The organism is Nocardiopsis nanhaiensis (assembly GCF_054778635.1).
Window position 1 is genome coordinate 39,860 of sequence record NZ_BAAGZJ010000051.1, and the last position, 15,715, is coordinate 55,574.

Genomic DNA, 15,715 nt, shown 5'->3' on the forward strand with positions numbered 1-15,715 from the left:
AAGCCAGTGTCGGTCCTCAGCCGCGGGCGAGCAGCTCGTGCGCGCGGGTTCGGGCCCAGGTGTCAGCGGCGTACACGTCGTCCAGGGTCAGGGTCGGGGCCCCGGGCCGGTCCGTCCGCTGGTGTTCAGAGACTACCTGGGCAACGGTGTCCATGATGGACGGGAACGCGAGGTTTCCCCCGAGGAAGGCGTCGACCGCCTCCTCGTTGGCCGCGTTGTAGACGGCCGGGGCGGTTCCGCCCGCCGAACCGACCTCCGCGGCCAGCCGGACGGCGGGGAAGGCCCCGTCGTCCAGGGGCTCGAAGGTCCAGCTCTGCGCCTTGGTCCAGTCCATGCCGGGCGCCACGTCGGGGACGCGCTGCGGTGCGCCGATCCCGTAGGCGATCGGGATCATCATGCTGGGCGGGCTTGCCTTGGCCAGGGTGGTGCCGTCCACGTACTCGACCATGGAGTGCACGATCGACTGCGGGTGCACGACCACGTCGATCCGGTCGATGGGGATGTCGAACAGCAGGTGGGCCTCGATCACCTCCAGCCCCTTGTTGACCAGGGTGGCGGAATTGACGGTGATGACCGGGCCCATGCTCCAGGTCGGGTGGTTGAGCGCCTCGGCCGGGGTGACGTCGGCGAGCTCGTCGCCGCGGCGGCCGCGGAAGGGGCCGCCGCTGGCGGTGACGACCAGGCGGCGCACCTCGCTCAGCCGGGCGTGCACCAGGCCCTGGGCCGGGCTGGTCAACTCTTCCCAGGGGCGGTACGGGAAGCACTGGGCGATGGCGTAGTGCTCGGAGTCGACCGGGATGATCTGGCCGGGTTCGGCCAGGTCGCGGACCAGGGGCCCGCCGATGATCAGGGACTCCTTGTTGGCCAGGGCGAGGGTGTTCCCGGCGCGCAGCGCGGCGAGCGTGGACTCCAGGCCCAGCGCGCCGGTGATCCCGTTGAGGACGACGTCGCACGGCGAGCCGGCCAGTTCGGCGACACCGTCGGCCCCGGCCAGCACTTCGGCGGTACCGCCCTGCTCGCCGACGAGCCGCGTGAGCTCGGCGGCCTGGGCCGTGTCCGCCACGGCCACCCGGTCGACCCCGAGCTGCACCGCCTGCTTGGCGAGCAGATCCACGCGGCCGCCGCCCGCGGCCAGCCCCACCACCCGGAAGCGCTCGGGATTGCGCTGGACGATGTCGATGGCCTGGGTGCCGATCGAACCGGTCGAACCCAGGATCACTACTGTTCGCTGCTGTTCTTCTCGCACCCCTCCATTGTCACGCACCCGCCGGAGTAGAGGCCTCGGCCCTTCGGGAACCCGGGTCTTTACAGGTGCGTGTCTTTACAGCGGCGTGCGAATGGCTTAACTTAACTCGTTAGTAACCTACTTCACAGTAAAGAGCGACACCGATCACACCCGGTACGGCCGCACCCCGACCGGCCCTCCCCGATGGCGACGGCGCGACAGTCCATCGGAGCCTCCCCCGCCCACCACCCCCGAGGTTCCCGCCATGCTCTCCTCCCCGTCACGCGACACCGCGGGCCCGCGCACCAAAACGCTCGCCTGCACCTTCGCGGCCGTGATCGCCGCCGCGACCGTATCCCCCACCCCCGCCGCGGCCGACACCGCCGGCTCCACCATCAGCTACGAGACGATCGTCAGCCATGACGACACCGAACTGAAGGCCAAGGTCATCACCCCCACCGGTACCGAGGGACCGCACCCGCTGCTGGTCATGCCGTCCGCGTGGGCCACCCCGCACATCCTCTACGTCGGCGCGGCCAAGCGTCTCGCTGAGGAATCCGGATACCAGGTCGTCGCCTACAGTTCACGGGGCTTCTGGGACTCCGGCGGCGGGATCGAGGTGGCCGGGCCCGAGGACCGCGCGGACGCCAGCGCCGTCATCGACTGGGCCCTGGACAACACCGAGGCCGACGCCGACCGCATCGGCATGGCCGGGATCTCCTACGGCGGCGGCATCAGCCTGCTGACCGCGGCCGAGGACGAACGGGTCAAGGCGGTCGGGTCCATGAGCGGCTGGGCCGATCTGGAGGCCTCGCTCTACCCCAACGAGACCATCGACGAGCAGTCCGCGGAGCTCCTGCTCCTGGCCGGAAACCTGCTCGGCACGCCCGGCGAGACGCTCCAGGAGATGGAGCGCGAGTACCGGAACGGCAACGTCGACCCCATCCTCGAACACGCACCGGACCGCTCCGCGGCCACCAAGGTGGACGAGATCAACGCCAACGGCACGGCGGTCATGATCGCGCACGGCTGGAACGACGGCATGTTCCCGGTCAGCCACCTGGCCGACTTCCACGAAGAGCTCTCCGGCCCGAAGCGGCTGATGCTGGCCCCCGGCGACCACGCCACCCAGGAGGCGTTCGGGGCCGTCGGGCTGCCCAACGAGACCTGGGAGGACCTCACGCGCTGGTTCGACCACCACCTCAAGGGAGAGGACAACGGCATCGGCGCCGAGGACCCGGTGCACGTCAAGCCCAACAACGGCGGCGGCGACTGGACCTCCCACCCGGACTGGCCCTCCGTGACCACCGGCAGCGACCAGTACTACCTCGACCAGCCCAGCACCGACTGGGGGCGCTGGCAGAGCAGCGGCGCCATGGAGCCCGAGCCCGCGACCGGCTGGGAGTACGACTTCCGCACCGGCATCGGCACGACGGCGCGCAGCGGTACGGTCATCGTGTCCGGGGCCCTCCAGCAGTTCTTCGACGTGCCCACCGGCGTCTCGCTGCCCACCGTGGACCGGCACCGGGCGGCGGTGTGGACCAGCCCCGACTACCCCGACGGCGCCCGCGTGGCCGGAACACCCGAAGTGACGTTCACGTTCACCCCCACCGCGGAGGAGCAGTCGGTGTACGTGTACCTGTACGCCATGAACGACCGGGGCACGGGCGCCCTGCTCAGCCACGCTCCGTACACCCTGCGCGACGGCACCCCCGGTGAGCCGGTGACCGTGGAGACCGAGCTCTCCTCGGTGGTCTGGGACGTCCCGGCCGGACACCGGCTGGCCGTGGTGGTGGACAGCGACGACGCCCGCTACACGAGTGAGAGCGGTATCGGGAACACGGTCGAGGTGAGCTCCCCTGAGGAGAACCCGACCCAGGTCACCATCCCGTTCGGGTAACGGGAGGGTCCAGGAACCGGCAGAACCGGTGGCCGATCGGCACGACTCCCGCAGTGCCGGTCGGCCACCTTCCCGGGAAAGCCACGCCACAAACTTAAAGTAGTCAACAGGTTACTCCAAGTGTGCAAAAATCGTGGCCATGACCTCGTCCTCCGCACACAAGATCCTCGCCCCGCTGGCCGCCGCCGCGGTCGCCCTCGGCGGCCTCGCCCTCGTCGACAAACTCCCGGCCCCCGCGTCGGCGGTCACCCAGGCCATCCACGCATCGCACGCCCCCGCCGCACAGGCCGCACCCGTACAGCAGGCCTCCTCCCGGATGGACGGGGTCGTTCACCAGAACGGGGCGGTCACCAACGAGCAGAACGCCGCCGTCCTCGACTACTGGACCGCGGACCGCATGGCCGCGGCCAAGCCCATCACCAGCATGCTCGACCCGGCCCTCGAACTCACCGAGCTCAACCAACCGGACGGGGCCGACGCCGAACCGCAGGCCGCCCACCCTGACAGCGACGGAGAGCCGTGGGGCGAAGGGGGCCTGGTCACCGAAACCACCGGCAAAGTGTTCCTGACCATGGACGACCGCGACTTCACCTGTTCGGCCTCGGTCGTGGAGGCCGACAACCGCAGCACCCTGGTAACCGCCGGACACTGCGCCAAGGACGGCACCGGTTCCTGGGCGCGCAACTGGACCTTCGTGCCCGGCTACTCCGACGGCGACGGCCCGCACGGCAGGTACACCGCCCGCGACATGCTGGTCGCCCCCGAGTGGGCCAACGAAGCGGACGACAGCTACGACTTCGCCATGGTGGTCCTCAACGAGGACGAGGGCGCCGCGGTGCAGGACCGGGTCGGCGCCCATTCCCTGGCCTTCGACACCTGGACCGAGCAGAGCGTGGCCGACGGGGTCCAGGTGTACGCCTTCGGCTACCCCGCCGCGTCCCCCTTCGACGGCCGGGACCTGCACTACTGCTCCGGCCGGACGATCCCCGACACCGGAGGCACCACCGCCAACGGGATGCGCTGCACCATGACCCAGGGATCCAGCGGCGGACCCTGGTTCTCCGACTTCGACCCCGACAGCGGCCAGGGCGCCATCTCGTCCGTCGTGAGCTTCAAGTACGCCGACGACCGGGACACCCAGTACGGGCCGCGCCTGGGCGCGGAGGCCGAACGGCTCTACAACCACGCGGCCCAGCTGTAAGGGTGCCCGGCGCCGCGGCCTGCGGCCGGGGCGCCGGGCCGGAGCCGGGTGCTGGGCCCGGCACCCACTGCCGCTACAGGTCGATGCCTGTGAGGACGAGGACCCGCTCGTGGGTGAGGTCGGTCATCGCGGCGCGGAGGCCCTCCTTGCCCACACCCGAGCCCTTGACCCCGCCGTAGGGCATCTGGTCCGCGCGGAAGGTGGGCACGTCACCGACCACCACACCACCGACCTCCAGCTCCCGGTGGGCGCGGAAGGCGGTGGGCAGGTCACGGGTGAACACGCCCGCCTGCAGGCCGAAGTCGCTGTCGTTGACCGCGGTGAAGGCAGCGTCGGTGTCGGCGACCCGCTGGACGACCAGCACCGGGCCGAACACCTCCTCGCGCACCACCTTGGCGTCGGAGGGCGCGTCGGCCAGGACGGTCGGCGCCACGGTCACGCCGTCACGGGTGCCGCCGGTCAGGAGGGTGGCCCCGGCCCCGACCGCCTCGTCGATCCAGGCCGCCACCCGCTCGGCGGAGGCCTCGTCGACCAGCGGCCCGACGTCGGTCTTCGGGTCGTCGGGGTCACCGGTGCCCAACGCCTCGACCTGGGAGACCAGGCGGGGAAGGAAGTCGTCGTGGACGGCGTCGGTGACCACCACCCGCTGCACCCCGATGCACACCTGACCGGCCTGGTTGTTGCCGAACAGGGCCACCCGCTGGGCCGCCCAGTCGAGGTCTGCGTCGTCCAGCACCACGGCCGCGGCGTTGCCGCCGAGCTCCAGGGTGACGTGCTTGTGCGGTGCGCGCCGCTGGATCTCCCAGCCGAACGGACCGCCGGTGAAGGAGACGACGGGCAGCCGCTCGTCGGTGATCAGCGGGGAGGCCAGTTCGTTGGGCATGGGCAGTACCGAGACCATGCCCGCGGGCAAGTCCGTCTCCGCGAGGATCTCACCGAGGATGAGGGCGGTCATGGGGGTGGCCGGCGCGGGCTTGAGGATCACCGGAGCGCCCACGGCGACGGCGGGGGCGACCTTGTGGGCGACCAGGTTGATCGGGAAGTTGAACGGGGAGATGCCCAGGACCGGACCCTTGGGGACCCGGCGGATCATGGCCATCCGGCCGGTGCCGCCGGGGTCGGTGTCGAGGCGCTGCAGCTCGCCGCTGTCACGGCGGGCCTCCTCGGCGGCCCAGCGGAACACGGAGACCGCGCGGCCCGCCTCGGCACGGGCCCACTTGACGGGCTTGCCGCTCTCAGCGGTGATGACCTGGGCGATCTCCTCCGCGCGCTCGCCGATCCGGCGGGACACGTGGTCGAGTGCACCGGCACGCACGTGCGCGGGCAGGGCCGCGGCCTCGTCGGCCACCGCGTGCGCGGCGGCGACGGCCTGCTCGACCTGGGCCTCGGTGGGCACGGAGACGGTGCCCGCCGCCGCACCGGTGTAGGGGTTGAGGACGGTCATTTCGGTGTCGCCGGTCGCGGCGGTGCCGGCCAGCCAGAACGGGTGCGTGGTCATGTGGGCGACGGTAGCCCCGACCGACGGCACCCGCCTTGTCCAGACCATCCAACCTACCCACCGGGATTTGCCACAGTGGAGCACGGGCAACGACGTCAGGGGATCTTTGGTCAACCGCTGGCATCCGCGCGATCCTTGATACACAGTGGTGGAGAGGGCTCTGCCAGTACGTTCAGCCAGACCCTCGGGTCCACCGCCGCCGACGGGAACCCGGGAGGGCCCATTGCCGCTCGTCTACCGCACGCTCGTCGCAGTACCCAACTCGGACGGGGAACTCGTCGCCGTTACCTCGGGCTTCCTCTCCCGGTGGCTCAGCAAACGCGGCAACTCGGGCGCGCGCGTGGACTTCAGCACCTCCGGCCGCTACGAGCTGAGCAACCGCTCCCGCGCCCTGGTCGCCCGGCACGACAACACCGACGAGGGCCTCACCTTCCTGCGCCTGGTCACCGAGTCCGAGAAGCCGGACGGCGTGTGGCGCACCCTGGTCACCGTGGTCGTCGACCCCGAGCTCGCCCCCTGGAACTTCGTGTGGCTCGACATGACCGTCGACCCCGAGCTCGCCCCCGGCAACTCCGGCAACCCGGCCGAAGCCCCCCGGCTGGACGTGATGCCGCCAGAGGCCGCACGGATGCTCCTCGACTCGGTCAGGGCCCACGACGGCACCCACCCGCTGCCACCGACACCGAAGATCGTGCGGGGCCGCGACGACGCCGCCGTGGACGCACTACTGTCGGCCGTCCGCGATCCCCTCAGGCGGTTGGCGATCGTCGCCACCGGGGCGCCGCGGGACGTGACCGTCGCCGAATGGCGCAACTCCATGGCCGGGGCCCTGTCCCGCTGTACCGGCATGTGCGCCGGGTACGTGCTGGACGCGGCCGCCCTGGAGCGGGTGGGCGGGGCCCTCCCCCGGGACCTGGACGTGCCCGCGGGCGGTGTGCGCACGTTCTTACCAGAGGTGGACCTCGCCGACGATGAGGACGCCGGACGGCACCCGCGGATGAGCCCGAACACCCTCGACACCGCCCGCGAAGGCGAGCGCATCCGCAACTGGGTCGGCGCCGCGCTGTCCCGGCGGGTGCGCGACAACGCTGTGGGGATCGAACTTCCGGAACCGCTCAGGGCGATCGACGCCTTTCTGACCGAGGAGACCGACGACCTCCGCGCGGGCCCGCGCACCAGGCCCGCGGTCCCCCAGCAGGCGCCGCCCACCGGATCGGGGCACGTCATCGCGCACCAGTCGGAACAGGACTCCGACGGCACGGCGGGTTTGGCGGCCGCCGCTGCCGCCAAGGCACAGGAAAAGCAGACACAGCGGCTGAGAGAGGAGGTCCGCCGGCTGAGCGGGCGGATCGAGGAGCTGTCCGACGAGCGCCAGGCCCTGCTCGCCGAGACCGCGGACCTGGCCGACGAGCTGGCCACGGCCAGGGAGGAGGGGCGCAAGGCCCGCTACGAGAACCGGTGGCTGCGCGACCGGGTACGCGAGGAGGGCCTGTACCGGCTGGCCGCGGCCCCGGCCCCACGCGACCCCGACCAGCGCGCCCCCGCCAGCGTCCGGGAGCTGCTGGAACGGATCACCGACGGCACGGCCCTGCCGCACCTGTTCTTCACGATCGAGGACCAGACGGTGTACGAGCTGTCCGACAGCCGCAAGGAGGGCCTGTGGGTCACCCGGGCCTGGGAGGCGCTGCTGGCGCTCAACGACTACGCCCGTTACCAGTTCGACAACCCGGGCAGCGGGCTGGGCTTCCACTCCTACCTGCGCGACCCGCCCAACGGCTACCGGGTGATCCCGGTCAAGCGCCTGGCCTCGCAGGAGTCCGACTACGTCCGCAACCGGGGGAAACTCAACGAGAAGCGGGTGTTCCGGGTCCCGCCCGAGGTGGACCCGGCCGGCCGGGTCCCGATGTACGCGCACATCAAACTGGACATCGAATACGGCATCTGCCCGCGGCTGTACTTCTTCCCGCACCTGGGCCCCGACACCACCAACCGCGTCTACGTGGGCTACCTGGGACGCCACCTGCCGGTACAGCAGTCGAACTGAGGCGGCTCCACGCGGGGCGGGCTGCTCCGCGGGTCAGACCACCGTGTGGCCGTAGGCGTCGGACAGCGCGGCCAGGTCCGGTTCGCCGTAGCGCTCCACCAGCTCCTTGAACCGCAGCTCCTTGTCCTCACCGAAGCGCCGCACCTTGGCCGCGAAGGCGTCGGCGGTGAGGAACGCCGGCGGTTGGCTCTTGCTGTGGAACTTGTCCGCGTACATGACCAGCTCCTCCTCGGGCGACTCGGCCAGGTAGTCGTCGACCGGGATGGGCAGCCCCTGGGAGCGCACATCCTCGCTGGTCACACCCACACCCGTGTGGTGGGAGCAGAACCGGCACAGGGTCTCGGGCAGCCCCTCCCCCGCCAGCAGATCGTGTCCGAGGACCCCGTGGCTGACGTAGCGGGCGTAGTCGATCCGGCCGGAGGGGTCCATCAGCCGGTACACGCCGATGTCGTGGAGCAGGCAGCCGGCCCGCACGAGATCAGCGTTCACACTCGGGGAAGCGCGGTCGAGGAGTTGCTCCGCCACCTCGCACACGGCACGGCAGTGCGTGTACACGCGCTCGAAGGCCTCGGCTGTGGGCGCGTAGCGCTCGTGGAGGGCCCGGATCTGTTCGTCGGTGGGGATCAGCACGTCCGCAGCCTAGGCCAGGTGCGCGGAGCACGGCACATACCCTGGGGCCCGTGACGGGAACGAGTACCGAGACCCTGACGGGCCTGGCGGAGGTGGAGTGGCGCGGGCGCGCCGAGCGGCACGCGCGGCGCGTGGACGCACTGGTCGGAGACCACCTGCGGCGGCGGCGCGCGGGCGAACGGCACCCCGTCGAGGACTTCCTGTTCACCTACTACAACCTCAAGCCCGCGCAGCTGCGGCGCTGGCACCCCGGGGCGGGCCCGGTGCTGCTGGGCGAGGGCGCGCGCGAGCGGCTGTCCGATCGCTTCTACACCGAGGTCGACGGCGGGGTGGGGCTGGACGTACCCGGCTTCCTCGCCGCACGCCCGGTCCTGGACTTCGTGGAGCGGCTGCTGTCCTCGGTGGCCGGGCGCCCCGCGCACCTGGGCTGCTTCGGGCTGCACGAGTGGGCCATGGTGTACCGCACCGAGGACGTCCGGCACTCGCAGGTCCCCCTGCGGCTGGGCCACGAGGGCACCGACCGGGTCGTGGAGTCGCACCGGATCCAGTGCTCGCACTTCGACGCGTTCCGGTTCTTCACCGAGGAGGCCCGCCCGCGCAACACCCTCCAGCCCACCCGGGAGGCGCAGGCCGAGTTGGACCAGCCGGGGTGCCTGCACGCCAACATGGACCTGTACAAGTGGGCGTACAAGCTCGCGCCCGCGGTTCCGTCAGAGCTGGTGGTGGACTGCTTCGAACTCTCGAAGGAGATCCGCACCCTGGACATGCGGGCCTCGCCGTACGACCTCGTGGAGTGGGGATACGAACCGGTCCGGATCGAGACCGCCGAGGGCAAGGCCGCGTACATGGAGTACCAGCGCGACTTCGCCGAACGCGGCGCGGTCCTGCGCGAGCGGCTCCTGGCCGTGTGCCGGACGCTGCGCGCGGCGGGCTGACCTCTGTCCGCCGGGGTTCAGGGCAGGTCGGCGCGGCCCGCCTCCCGTGCCTCACACTCCCGGGAGAACCGCTGCGCCCGCCACATGCCGATGAACAGCAGGGTGAGGCTCACCGCGGTCGGGGCGAGCGTCGCGGCCAGCTGACCGTTCACGGTCGTGACCGCCGGGATGAGGGCCAGCGCGGGCAGCATCGCCACACCGGCCAACAGCGACCACCGCGAAGCGGCCTCGTGCACCGTGTACCAGGCTAAGTCGCTGGAGTACGTGTACGAAGTGCGGATTCCGAAGAAGCGGTTCGGCCGAATCATCCGCCTGCGCCCCATGATCCCCATGACGACCAGCACGACCGACATCAGGCCGAGGCTGGACAGGAGAAGCAGAAGCGGAACGAAGGGGATCATCTGGTCTTGGGCATCGGCCAAGGAATGCATGGTCGGTCTTCCTCCAGCCGGTGCACGGCGGTCGGGGCAGTGTTGAAGGCGACGGGGGTTGACAGGGGCGGGGCGGGGATCCGGCACCATGGTGGCCGAGAGCCCGGCTGATCCAACAGTCACGGGTGTCATGGGCGCGCTGTCATGGACGCGCTTCTCCTCGGTCCGCGCTTCGTGTCCGTGGTTCGGGTTTGGCAGACTCCCACCATGCCCGAACTCCGCCAGCGGCCACTCCCCGACCTGCTCGACCCGCGCGGCCCCCGCCCCCGCCTCGCACTCCACCTGCTGTTCGGGGCAACCGTGCTCGGCTTCGTCCTGGTGCGGGCCCTCAACGCCATGGCGGAAGGCCGGTTCATCCCGTCACCGTTCCCACATCCCGACCCCGTCTTCCTGGTCATGCTCGGCGCTCTCCTCCCCGTGTGCGCCCTGTGGCCGTTCACTACGTGGGAGCGAGGGGCACCCGCCCACAGACGGGCCCTGACCGTAAGCTTCCTCGCCGCGACCGCCCTCCTCATCCCGGCCATGGATTTCGGTGCCTTCGGGCTGGTCGCCGTGTCCGTCGCCCTTGCCACGTGCGCGTTCGGCACGACGGGCGGGCTGGCCCAGGCTCTGGTGTTCGCCGTGGTCAACACTGTGGCCGGGCTGGCACTCCCGGGCCTTCCACTCGGCTATGCCTTGTTCAACGGAGCGCTGATGTTCGCCTACGGCCTGGTACCGGTCACCGCCGTACTGGTACTGGTCGGCGCGGCCCGACAGAGCCAGCGCACCCGTGACCTCCTGGTGGAGCTCGCGGAGGCGCACACACTGTTGCGTGAGCACGCCGCCCGCGACCGGGAACGCGCCATCGCGGACGAACGAGCCCGTATGGCCAGAGAGATGCACGACAGCACCGGCCACCATCTGAGCGCCGTCCACCTGTGCCTGGCCAATGCCGAACGCGCTGTCGCGGCCCTGCCCGGGGACCTGCCGCGCGACCTCCTGGACGACCTCCGCGAGGACATCGGTCAGGCGCGCAGGCTCACCAAGGAGACCCTGGCCGACACCCGCCGCTGGGTGCGTGCCCTCAAGCCTCTCGGGCTGGCTGAGCGTTCCGGTCCGGCCGCGCTGCGCTCGCTCACGGAGTCGTTCGGAGACCTGGGGGTTTCCACCGGTTTCGCGAGCACCGGTTCCTGGCCCGACGGACTGGACGGGGAGGCCCAGCTGGTCGCCTACCGGTGTGTGCAGGAAGCGCTGACCAACGCACTGCGCCACTCCGGCGCCACCCGGATCGAGGTGGCCGCACATGCCGGGCCGGACCGGCTGGACCTCGTGGTCAGCGACAACGGCCAGGGACCGGGGGACGGGGCGCCGGGATTCGGGCTGACAGCATTGCGCGAACGCCTTGCCGCTCTGGGTGGAGCATTGGATACGGGGCCTGGCGCGAGTGGCGGGTTCGAACTCCGGGCCCGGGTTCCGGCAACGGCGTACCCGCACAAGCGGGCACGCGAATGGGAGGGGCGTTGTGACTGAGCGGGTCCGGGTGATCCTGGTGGACGACCACCGGATCATGCGGCGCGGTCTGTCCCGGCTGCTGGCCGCCGAGGCGGGCGTGGACATCGTCGGCGAGGCGGCCGACGGTGTGGAGGCGCTCGAACTCCTCTCCTCGGCCGATCTCGCCGAGCCGCCGCACGTGGCCCTGGTGGACGTGCACATGCCGCGGATGAACGGTACGGAGCTGGTCGAGCGCCTCCGGGTGGAGCATCCCGGGATCGCGGTAGTGGTCCTGACCAGCTTCGATGAGGACGAGCACCTGTTCGCGTGCTTGCGAGGCGGGGCGAAGGGATACCTGCTCAAGGACGCCGAACCCGACGACGTCGCCGGGGCCGTCCATCGGGCGGCCCGTGGGGAGAGCACACTGCTCGGGTACGCCGCCGAACGGATGATCGCCGGAATCACCCCACCGGACCCACCTCCCGTTTCACCCGTGTCTCCCCCGGTCGACCACGGTCTCACCGAACGGGAGTCGGACGTGGCGCACCAGGTCGGTTCCGGCGCCACCAACCGAGAGATCGCGCGTGCCCTACACATGTCGGAGGGCACCGTCCGCAATCACATCAGCAGTATCCTGCGCAGGCTCGACCTGCGGGACCGCACCGCCCTCGCGCTCTGGTACACCGGCCACCACCCCAGCCGCGGGAGAGCGCCCGGCACCTGAGGTGGATCGGGGCCAAGGGCGCCCGCTCCACCGTCGCGGCTCAGGGCCGGGTCGCGGCTCAGGACCAGGCGGTGAGGGTGCCCCACAGCGCCAGTGAGCCAAGGGCCAGCGAGAAAAGCACCGAGGGCACGAACAACGTGATGCGCACCCAGCGCCACCGGGCCGCCTCGACGGGCACCCGGCTCCAGTGCCACACGGCGACCGTGAGCGCTGCGGCAACCAGGGCGACGCCGACAGCCCACACGAACGGAGGCGTGTCCACCCAACCGCCGACCCGCAGGGCGGCGAGCAGCCAGGCCACGGACCCGAGGGTGAGCGAGACGATGCGCAGCCGGTCGAGGGGGCGCTGGATGACGAGCGTGCGGCGGCGCAGCACCAGGGCGAACAGCAGGAGCGGCGGCAGCAGCACCATGGCCAGGGTCAGCGACAGGAACAACCACGGGGCGAAGGTCGGGGCGAGAGGCTCCGGGTCGTCCCCGAGCAGGGTGAAGGCCAGGTTGACGGAGTCGGTCGAGAAGCTGTTGGACATGACCACGACGGAGTGCTCCCCGTCCGTGGCAACCATGCTCCGGCTGCCCAGGGTGCCGCCGCTGTGCCAGGTCACCTGACCGACATCGGAGACGTCGAGCAGGTGCCAGCCCAGACCGATACCGGTCCCGTCGAACATCTGCCCCGGGATCGCCGCGTCGAAGGGGTCGTGGACTGGGTCCATCGAGTCCAGGCCCGGTGCGCTGCCGTCGGCCACGGCGGCCATGAAGCGGACCAGGTCATCGGCGGTGCTCCAGGTGGTGATCCCGACCGCCACGTAGTCGGTGTTGCGCCACTCCTGGACGCGCGCGCCGGGTTCGGCGTGCGGACCGGCGCCTCCCTCCGGCACCCCGTCGTCGACGACGTACGTGTCGTCCATGCCCAGCGGGTCCAGAATCCGCTCGCGGACCAGGTCCGGGTAGTCGGTGCCGGACTCGGCCGCCAGGGCCTCACCGAGGACGGCGTAACCGGCGTTGCTGTACTGGTAGGAGCCCCGGTTCAGGGACATGGTGGCGGTCGCGTGTTCGAGGGGCGGCGTGGCGGCGCGGTACATGTCGCCGGACACCATGGTCGCCACGGGTCCGCGGAGACCGGTCTCCGCCTCCGTCACGAACCCGGCGTGGTGCGTGGCCAGCTCCTCCAGGTTGGCGTCGGCGATCTCCGGGTCGGCGAAGTCGAGTTCGGGGAAGACGTCCGCGAGGGTGCGGTCCAGCGAGGTCTCGCCGTTCTCGACCATGTCCGCGAGGGTCATCGCGGTGAAGGCCTTGAACACCGACGCGGTCTCGAACAGGGTGTCCTGGCCGATCGGCTCGGTACCGTCGGCGGTCCCCGCGGTCACCCACTCGACCCCGTCCGCGTCCTCGTTCGGGAAGCGGGCGACAGCCAGGCCTTGGACCAGCTCCGGGTCGAGGGCGGCCGAGACATCGTCGACCAGTGGGGCGTCCCCCTCGAACTCGGCCCCGGACGCGGTGCGGTGGGGCAGGAGCGGGAAGAGCAGGAACGCGATGAGGCCGACCGCGGCACCGGCCGCCAGGGCCACGAGCAGTGTCCGGCCGGGTGCGGCCTGGGCTCTGGGCCTTGGTCCGCGGGACGGCACGTTCTGTTCGGCCGCGGCGGCCGGCGAGGGTACGTCGGGAGCTGTCATACGGCGATTCTCTAGAGGGAAGGCGTGTGCGGACCAGTCACTGATGTCATGGACCGGTCACGTTTTCCAGTTATGCCTTCCGTTCACAGGTAGGCCGCGATGAGGCCCCAGGTCATCAGCGACCCCAGGGTCAGGGAGAAGAGCACCGAGAACACGAACACGGTGACGTGCAGCCAGCGGAAGCGCCCGGCCTCGGTGGGGACCCGGACGAAGTGCCAGGCCAGGACGGCGAGGGACGCGGCGACCGCCCCCGCGGACAGGGAGAAGAACACGTGGTGCACCTCCAACCAGATGCCGCTGCGTTGGAGGAAGGCGAGCCACGCGAGGTTGCCCAGGGACAGGGAGACCACCCGGAGCCGGTCGATCGGACGCTGGGTGATCAGGGTCCGGCGGCGAATCGCCAGGGAGATCAGGAGGCCCGGCGGGACGATCAGGAGGAAGACCACGAGCGCCGAGTAGAGGAGGACGCTGAGCTCAGCGCTCAGGGGGTCGGTGCCCTCGGGACTGGACAGCAGGTTGAGGGCCAGTACCGACTCTTGGAGGACGGCGGTGTTGCCCATGAGGACCACGGCGCGGTCGTCGTTGAACAGCAGCATCGTGGAAGCGCCGTAGACCATGCCGCCGTGCAGGGTGACCGGTCCGAACTCCTCCGTTTCGTGGTGCTGCCAGGCGAGGCCGCTCGAGACGGCCCCGGAGCTGTCGGGGACGATGTCCTCCAGAACGGTGTCCGTCGAGTCCGCTCCGGGCGCGCTGCCGTCGGTCAGCCCGGAGGCGAGCTTGGTCAGGTCGGCGGTGGTGCTCCAGGTACCGATCCCGGCCGGGGCGTAGTCCGCGTTGGTCCACGGCGCGATGCGCACACCGGGCTCGTAGTAGGGGTGCGCGGCGCCTTCGGGGAGGTCCTCACCGGCGATGACGGTGTCGTCCATGTCGAGCGGGTCGAGGATCCGCTCGCGGGCCAGCTCGGGGTAGGGGGTGTCTGCCTCCGCTGCCAGCGCCTCGCCCAGGACCGCGAAGCCGAAGTTGGAGTAGAGGTAGGTGCCCTTGCTCTGTGCCCCGGCGTTGGCCAGCGACTCCAGTGGGGCGTCGACGTGGCGGTAGGGGCCGGTCATGGGCAGCGTGCCGAGGACGGAGGCGGGAAGGTCCGGGTCGGCGACCGCCCCCAGCCCGGAATGGTGGGTGGCCAGCTCCTCCAGAGTGATGGAGGCGACCTCGGGGTCCGTGTAGTCGACCTCCGGGAGGACATCCGCCAGGGTGCGGTCCAGGGTGGTCTCCCCCTCCGCGACCATGTCGGCGAGGAGCATGCCGGTGATCCCCTTGAAGATCGAACCGGTCTCGACGGGTGTGTGCTCGTCGAAGTGGACGGTCCCGTCGGCGGTACCGGCCTGGGCCCACTCGACCGCGTCCGGGTCGTCGAGGTCGAAGCGGGCGACGGCCAGCCCCTGGATCTCGTTGAGCCGGTCGCCGAGGGTCTCCTCGACGTCAGCGGCAAGGGGCCCGTCCCCGGTGACCTCGCTGGCTGGCGTGGGCCGCACCGGCGCGAACAGGTGGGCCAGAACCGCCACGACGATGCCGACAGCCAGGGCGACCAGCCAGACACCACGCGGGGCCGCCAGGGGGCGTGGATCCGCCCGGGGGCGCGGGGAGTAGGAGAGAGCCATACCTCCAGGCTTTCGCGGACTGCTGTCCAACGGTAGTCGCTGCTGTCATCGCCCTGCCATGACAATCCGATGGTTCCGGGATGACAACTGTCATCAACAGATCCTGTATTGGCACAGTGGGGGTTGCCTGCTCTGGTGGGGGTGCCCTCGCTGGGCTGGGGTGCCCTCGCTGGTGGGGGTCGCCCTGTTGGCTGGTGTGTCCTCCTTTCCCGCCGCCCGATTGTGGCCGTCTCCGCTGCGCGCCTCAAGGTCGTCGCCATCGAGCGCTTCGCGCATCAACGGCGCTCCACCTTGACCCGCTCCGCTACGACGGCGGGTTGGCGGCTA

The 15,715-nt window shown here is 70.9% G+C and carries 12 protein-coding genes; 6 read left to right on the forward strand and 6 right to left on the reverse strand.

The window, feature by feature from the left end:
• Positions 1 to 16: 16 nt before the first annotated feature.
• Positions 17 to 1,219 (reverse strand): 1-deoxy-D-xylulose-5-phosphate reductoisomerase, encoded by a 1,203-nt coding sequence (gene dxr / locus ACYVD1_RS22330; RefSeq protein ID WP_460776204.1) that lies wholly within the window; start codon positions 1,217 to 1,219, stop codon positions 17 to 19.
• 271 nt (positions 1,220 to 1,490) lie between these two features.
• Between dxr and ACYVD1_RS22335 the strand changes: the two genes are divergently transcribed.
• Both ACYVD1_RS22335 and ACYVD1_RS22340 read left to right on the forward strand, forming a co-directional pair.
• A complete protein-coding gene (locus ACYVD1_RS22335; protein WP_460776169.1) occupies positions 1,491 to 3,125 on the forward strand; it encodes a CocE/NonD family hydrolase in 1,635 nt (544 codons plus the stop codon).
• 139 nt (positions 3,126 to 3,264) lie between these two features.
• Positions 3,265 to 4,326 carry a trypsin-like serine peptidase gene (locus ACYVD1_RS22340; protein ID WP_460776172.1) on the forward strand — a complete coding sequence of 354 codons (1,062 nt, stop codon included), beginning with the start codon at positions 3,265 to 3,267 and terminating at the stop codon, positions 4,324 to 4,326.
• Between the two features lie 73 nt (positions 4,327 to 4,399).
• On the opposite strand, the gene ACYVD1_RS22345 is transcribed toward ACYVD1_RS22340, so the two are convergent.
• Complete coding sequence (locus ACYVD1_RS22345) at positions 4,400 to 5,824, reverse strand: aldehyde dehydrogenase family protein (RefSeq protein WP_460776175.1); 1,425 nt, start codon at positions 5,822 to 5,824, stop codon at positions 4,400 to 4,402.
• Between the two features lie 223 nt (positions 5,825 to 6,047).
• On the opposite strand from ACYVD1_RS22345, the gene ACYVD1_RS22350 reads away from it, so the two are divergent.
• A complete protein-coding gene (locus tag ACYVD1_RS22350) occupies positions 6,048 to 7,868 on the forward strand; it encodes a hypothetical protein (RefSeq protein WP_460776178.1) in 1,821 nt (606 codons plus the stop codon).
• Positions 7,869 to 7,901: 33 nt separating this feature from the next.
• Here the strand turns inward: ACYVD1_RS22350 and ACYVD1_RS22355 are convergent, their stop codons facing one another.
• Positions 7,902 to 8,498: an HD domain-containing protein gene (locus ACYVD1_RS22355; protein WP_460776181.1), complete on the reverse strand. Its 597-nt coding sequence runs from the start codon at positions 8,496 to 8,498 to the stop codon at positions 7,902 to 7,904.
• A 50-nt stretch (positions 8,499 to 8,548) separates the two neighbouring features.
• Here ACYVD1_RS22355 and ACYVD1_RS22360 point away from each other — a divergent pair, with 50 nt between their 5' ends.
• Positions 8,549 to 9,433 carry a 3-methyladenine DNA glycosylase gene (locus ACYVD1_RS22360; protein WP_460776185.1) on the forward strand — a complete coding sequence of 295 codons (885 nt, stop codon included), beginning with the start codon at positions 8,549 to 8,551 and terminating at the stop codon, positions 9,431 to 9,433.
• A 17-nt stretch (positions 9,434 to 9,450) separates the two neighbouring features.
• Here ACYVD1_RS22360 and ACYVD1_RS22365 read toward each other — a convergent pair whose 3' ends face one another.
• Positions 9,451 to 9,864 carry an SdpI family protein gene (locus ACYVD1_RS22365; RefSeq protein WP_460776187.1) on the reverse strand — a complete coding sequence of 138 codons (414 nt, stop codon included), beginning with the start codon at positions 9,862 to 9,864 and terminating at the stop codon, positions 9,451 to 9,453.
• A 207-nt stretch (positions 9,865 to 10,071) separates the two neighbouring features.
• Between ACYVD1_RS22365 and ACYVD1_RS22370 the strand changes: the two genes are divergently transcribed.
• Together ACYVD1_RS22370 and ACYVD1_RS22375 are read left to right on the forward strand one after the other, a co-directional pair.
• Positions 10,072 to 11,373, forward strand: a complete 1,302-nt coding sequence (locus tag ACYVD1_RS22370; protein ID WP_460776190.1) for a sensor histidine kinase — start codon at positions 10,072 to 10,074, stop codon at positions 11,371 to 11,373.
• Complete coding sequence (locus ACYVD1_RS22375) at positions 11,366 to 12,058, forward strand: response regulator (protein ID WP_460776192.1); 693 nt, start codon at positions 11,366 to 11,368, stop codon at positions 12,056 to 12,058. Before ACYVD1_RS22370 ends, ACYVD1_RS22375 begins: the two co-directional genes overlap by 8 nt.
• A 58-nt stretch (positions 12,059 to 12,116) precedes the next feature.
• Here ACYVD1_RS22375 and ACYVD1_RS22380 read toward each other — a convergent pair whose 3' ends face one another.
• A complete protein-coding gene (locus ACYVD1_RS22380) occupies positions 12,117 to 13,730 on the reverse strand; it encodes a serine hydrolase domain-containing protein (RefSeq protein WP_460776196.1) in 1,614 nt (537 codons plus the stop codon).
• Positions 13,731 to 13,813: 83 nt separating this feature from the next.
• Complete coding sequence (locus ACYVD1_RS22385; protein ID WP_460776200.1) at positions 13,814 to 15,388, reverse strand: serine hydrolase domain-containing protein; 1,575 nt, start codon at positions 15,386 to 15,388, stop codon at positions 13,814 to 13,816.
• Positions 15,389 to 15,715: the final 327 nt, after the last annotated feature.